This is a genomic window from Thiolapillus sp. (assembly GCF_048562965.1).
GTDB classification, from domain to species: domain Bacteria; phylum Pseudomonadota; class Gammaproteobacteria; order Chromatiales; family Chromatiaceae; genus Thiolapillus; species Thiolapillus brandeum_A.
Genome location: NZ_JBHNMF010000221.1, coordinates 1 through 5,260 on the forward strand (window position 1 = coordinate 1; position 5,260 = coordinate 5,260).

At 59.8% G+C, this 5,260-nt stretch carries 3 protein-coding genes; all 3 read right to left on the reverse strand.

The window, feature by feature from the left end; genetic code table 11:
• Window positions 1-149 precede the first annotated feature (149 nt).
• Window positions 150-3,347 (reverse strand): efflux RND transporter permease subunit, encoded by a 3,198-nt coding sequence (locus tag ACOCD2_RS11750; protein WP_293649032.1) that lies wholly within the window; start codon window positions 3,345-3,347, stop codon window positions 150-152.
• 12 nt (window positions 3,348-3,359) lie between these two features.
• The gene (locus ACOCD2_RS11755; RefSeq protein WP_293652995.1) at window positions 3,360-4,574 is read right to left on the reverse strand and encodes an efflux RND transporter periplasmic adaptor subunit; all 1,215 of its coding nucleotides are present in this window, start codon (window positions 4,572-4,574) and stop codon (window positions 3,360-3,362) included.
• Between the two features lie 65 nt (window positions 4,575-4,639).
• Window positions 4,640-5,260, reverse strand: a 621-nt coding sequence (locus ACOCD2_RS11760; RefSeq protein WP_294030934.1) for a hypothetical protein, incomplete at its 5' end; no start/stop codon positions are given.

Sequence of the window (5,260 nt, forward strand, 5' to 3'; positions counted from 1 at the left end):
GCCCATGGCTGTTGATCCATTCGATGTGTTGGGTCAATAGCATAGACTCGGCGTACTATGATGTCAAGCCTCTACAGACATGAAAAAGCGATTTAGATCCATCGAGGCAGGCTTGTACTCAGTCTTAGGGGTGAGTAGTTACGTTTCTTTCAACGCGATGCCTGCTGCACACCGCGTGAAAACAGCTTGTAGAGCACGGGCAATACAAAGAGCGTCAGGAGCGTGCTCGATGCAAGACCGCCAACCACCACGGTAGCCAGCGGGCGCTGTACTTCTGATCCTACCCCATGGGACAGCAGCATGGGAATCAGCCCCAGCGCCGCTATGGCCGCCGTCATGAGCACCGGCCGCAGGCGGGACAGGGCGCCCTGATAGACGGCATCCTGCATCGCTTCTCCGGCTTCGACGTTCTGGTTGATGGCATTCACCATCACCACGCCGTTCAGCACCGCCACGCCGAACAGCGCGATGAAGCCGATGGAACCGGGCACAGACAGGTATTGCCCTGTGAAATACAGGGCCGCAATACCGCCGATGAGGGCGAGAGGCACGTTCAGCATGATGAGCATGGCCTGACCGATGGAATGGAAGGCGAAATACAGCAGCAGAAAGATCAGCCCCAGAGACAGGGGCACGACGATCATCAGGCGCTGCTGGGCGCGTTGCTGGTTCTCGAACTGACCACCGAATACCACGGAATAGCCGGGAGGCAGGTTGACCTCGGTGGCGATGCGCTGCCGCAGCTCCGTGACCAGTCCACCCATGTCCCGGCCTTCCACGTTGGACTGGATGACCACGCGGCGCTGCACGTCGTCGCGGCGGATCTGGGGCGGGCCGGACTCGATAACGACATCCGCCACCTCGCCCAGGCGCACCCAGGCGCCGCCCGGCGCCTGCAGCACCAGCTGGCGCAGGGTTTCCACGTCCTGCCGGTAGGCTTTTGCCAGGCGCACATAGATATCATAGCGTTCGTTGCCCTGGATAACCTGGCCGGCCTCCATCCCGCCAATGCCGTTGGACACCAGACCCATGACCTGGCTGGTGGGGATACCATAGCGGGCCAGAATATCCCGGCGCGGACGCACGGTGAGCTGCGCCTCGCCGGCGATCTGCTCCATTTCCACATCGCGGGTGCCTTCCACCTTGCGCGCCAGCTGTTCGATGGCCTTGCCTTTTTCCGCCAGAACCTTGAGATCAGGCCCGAACAGCTTGATCGCCAGTTGCGCCTTGACGCCGGACAGCAGTTCGTCAACACGGGTGGCGATGGGCTGGGAGAAGGTGAACAGCAGTCCGGGATGGGTGGACAGCGCTGCTTCGAACTTCTTCTGCAGTTCGAAGCGGTTTTTTGCGCTGGTCCATTCCTTGACAGGTTTGAGCCCTACGTAGACTTCCACGTTGGAAACCGGTTCGGGGTCGCCGCCAAGTTCTGCGCGTCCCACGCGGCTGGAGGCATAGGTCACTTCAGGGAACTGCATGAGTTGCTTTTCCAGCTCGGCGGCGACACCCAGCGCCGTATTCAGGCTGGCGGACGGCGCCAGTGTGGCGCGGATGTTGATGGTGCCTTCTTCGAGTTCGGGAACGAACTCGGTACCAAGCTTGGGCAGCAGCACCATGGCGCCGGCGAACAGAACCAGGGCAACGGCCACCACCAGCCATCTTGCCTTCATGGCAAAACGCAGGCTGCGCTTGTACAGCCATTCGATGGGAATGAATACCGGGCTGTTGCGATGCCTGACCGCCTTGCGGAAAGAAAAGGTTGCCAGAGCCGGCATAACCACCAGTGCCACCACCAGTGAGGTGATCATGGCCAGCACGATGGAAATGGCCATGGGCTGGAACAGTTTGCCTTCCACACCTTCCAGGGCAAACAGGGGAGCAAACACCACGATGATGATGATCACCGCATAGAACACAGGCCGCCCGACTTCACGGGCTGCCTCCTGTATGCGCAGTGCGATGCCGTGGCTGTCATGCTCCGCATCGAAGGGATGAAGGTCGCCCGGGGCGACATCGGTTTCTATCTTCTTCCGGTGTTCTTCATCCGGCCGTGTCAGATGCTTGAAAATGTTTTCCATCATCACCACCGAGCCGTCCACCATCATGCCGATGGCGATGGACAGGCCACCCAGGGACATGAGGTTGGCGGACAGCCCCCAGTAGCTCATGGCCGTGAGGGCCAGGCCGATAGAAAGGGGCACCGATACCAGCACCAGCAGGGTGGCGCGGATATTGAGCAGGAACAGCAGCAGCACCACCACGATGAGCACGAAGGCTTCGCCCAGAGCGCGGCTGACCGTGTCCACCGCCTGTTCCACCAGGTCGGACTGGTCGTAGAAGGGTTCAATGGTGACGCCTTCGGGCAGCGCCTGCTGGATGGCCGGCAGGCGCTTCTTGACGGCATCGATGGTGGCCTTGGTGTTGGTGCCCCGTCGCTTGAGCACGATGCCTGCCACTACCTCGCCCAAGGGTTCGGGCTTGCCGTTTTCATCCCGCCGGGTCATGGTGACGGCACCCTGGCGTATTTCACCGCCGAACGCCACGGTAGCGATATCGCCGACATGGACCACCACACCATCCTGCTCCTTCAGGGGGATGTTGCGTATGTCCTGCAGGCCTTTCTCACCGGCGCTGACCCAGCCGACGCCACGTATGACCAGCTGTTCCGAGCCCCGGTCGAGATACCAGCCGCCGGCATTGCGGTTGTTGTCCTCGATGGCCTGTGCGATGTCATCGATATGAATGCCGTAGGAAAGCTGCTTGCGGGGATCGACCTGCACCTGGTACTGGCGGACCTCGCCACCGTAGGAGAGCACTTCGGTGATACCGTCCACGGGCAGGAGCAGCAGTTTCACCACCCAGTCGTTGAGGCTACGCAGGGCGATGGCGTCGTATTTTTCATGGTCGGTGGAACGCAGGATGTACTGATAGACCTGTCCCAGGCCGGAGGTGTTGGGCCCCATTTCCGGGGTGCCCACGCCTTCGGGGATCTGCTCCCTGGCATCCTGCAGCCGTTCGAATACCAGCTGCCGTGCGAAGTAAATGTCGGTGCTTTCCTTGAACACGACGGTGATCACGGACAGGCCGGTCTTGGAAATCGAACGTACCTCCTCCACATCCGGCAGGGCGTACATCACGGCCTCGATGGGATAGGTGATCAGCTGTTCCACCTCTTCCGCGGCCAGGCCTTCTGCTTCGGTGTTGATCTGTACCTGTACGTTGGTGACATCCGGAAAGGCGTCGAGATTGAGTTTGGGGATCAGCATGCCTGCTGCACCCAGTACGGCGATCAGGCCCAGCACCACCAGCAGGCGGTTGGACACTGACCAGTCGATGATTCGATTGAGCATGGCATCCTCCCCTTAGTGGTTGTGTACGGCAAAGCCGGACTTGGACAGCTCGGACTGAACGAAGAAGGCGCCTTTGGTCACGACACGTGTGCCGGGCTTCAGCCCTTCGATGATGGCCAGTCCGGGGAGCTGCCTGACGACTTCCACTTCCACGGGTTCGTATTCGCCAGGTTCCTTTTCTACGAAAACCTGCCAGTCCCCGTCAGGGCTGCGCATGACGGCATCCGTTGGCAGTGACAGGACGGCCTTGCCCGACTGCCCGGTCTCGATGCGCGCAGTCACGAACTGACCGGGATGCAGATGATCGCCGGGGTTGGGGATCTCCAGGCGCACCGCCATGGTACGCGTGACTTCATCCAGGGCATGATGGATCTGCACGACCTTTCCCGAAACCCACTTGTTCCCTGAAAGGATTCTGACCGTTGCGCCGATATGTACCTGCCGCATGACAGCGGGGTTGATGCGTGCCTCGACCCAGATAGTGGATTCATCGGTGATCTCGAACAGCAGATCACCGGGCTGCACCATCTGACCGACGATGAAATCATCCCTGATGACAGTGCCGTTTTGCGGGGACAGCAGGGTGAAGCTGCCATCTGTCTTGCCGATGGCGGAATTGCTTACCAGCCTGTTGGCCTGTTTTTCCGTCATGCCATAGGCCAGCAAGCGGGAATAGGCCTGCTGATAGGTGATGCGGCTTTCCAGGTAGCGTTGTTCGGAGACCACCTTCTTACCCAGCTTTTTCACCCGCTGCCATTCCTTGGCGGCAAGGAGGAGGGCCCCCTGTGCTTCGGCCATGGTGGCGCTGGAGAGCAGCACCAGGGGCTGACCTTTTTTCGCCTCGTCGCCAAGGCGGGCATAGCGTTCGACCACCTGGGCCTCGATGCGGGGCGTGATCTGGCTGGTGGCGTAGGTGTTGAGGGTGACTTCGCCCGGTGCTTCGATTTCATCGGCAACGGGTTTGGGTTCCAGTGTCTCCACCATGATGCCGGCAGTACGCCGCTGTTCATCATTCAGGTGGACGGTATTTTCTTCTTCTTCATGACCATGGCCATCTTTTTCACCCGCTTCTTCGTGCCCATGGTTTTCCCCTGCAGGCACTTCGTGTTGGGTTGCGGCAATGCCGGTGTTCTCTGCTTCATGACCGTGATCGCCGCTGGCGGCAGCCGTGCTTGTGTACATCAGGGCCAGCAGGAACAGATACAGTGTGCGTTTGTTTGAATTCATAATTGTTTTCTCCTGATCATTGCATAATTGCCCCTGTAGGTCGGCCTTCAGGTCGACATGTCGGGTTAAAGCCCAACCTGCAAGCGATGAAACATGTTTTTCGGGGCCAGGTTTATGCATTTGATGGGTTCTCTTGGTTTTCTGTATTCAGCCAGTTGTCCAGGCTTGCGGAGTGGTTCATCCATGCCAGCCAGGCGTTCCAGAAGTCGCCGTGCAATTCGATGCCGGCGATCTGTGTGTCCAGTGCCTGTTGTACCTGCAGCAGATAATCCGTGGTGCTGATCTCGCCGGCACGCCACAGGGTTTCGAGCAGCCTGTGCGTTTTTGCAGGCTGCTTCGCCCCTGGGAAAGCCATTGCTTCCAGGCATCCGATACCAGGGTGTAGCGCTGTCCGGCGCTCTTGAGTTGCGCGCGCATTTCCCACGCTGCCAGCCATGGAGAGCGAAGCGAAGGCTGGTAGCCCCCAGTAGCCGCGAGGCCGCACTGCTTACCCGTCGTGCGCATAGCGCCAGAGGGGAAGCAAAGCAGGCCTCCGAACGCGGCGTCCAGTCATATGGGAGCCAAGCACGGAGCAGCAACGAGCTTGCGAAGTTGTTGCGTAGTGCTTGGTGACCAGGACGGCTGGGGCACAAATAGGTTGTCAAAGGCCGAGTCGATTTTGGGGACTGGGATGTCCCAAAATCTAT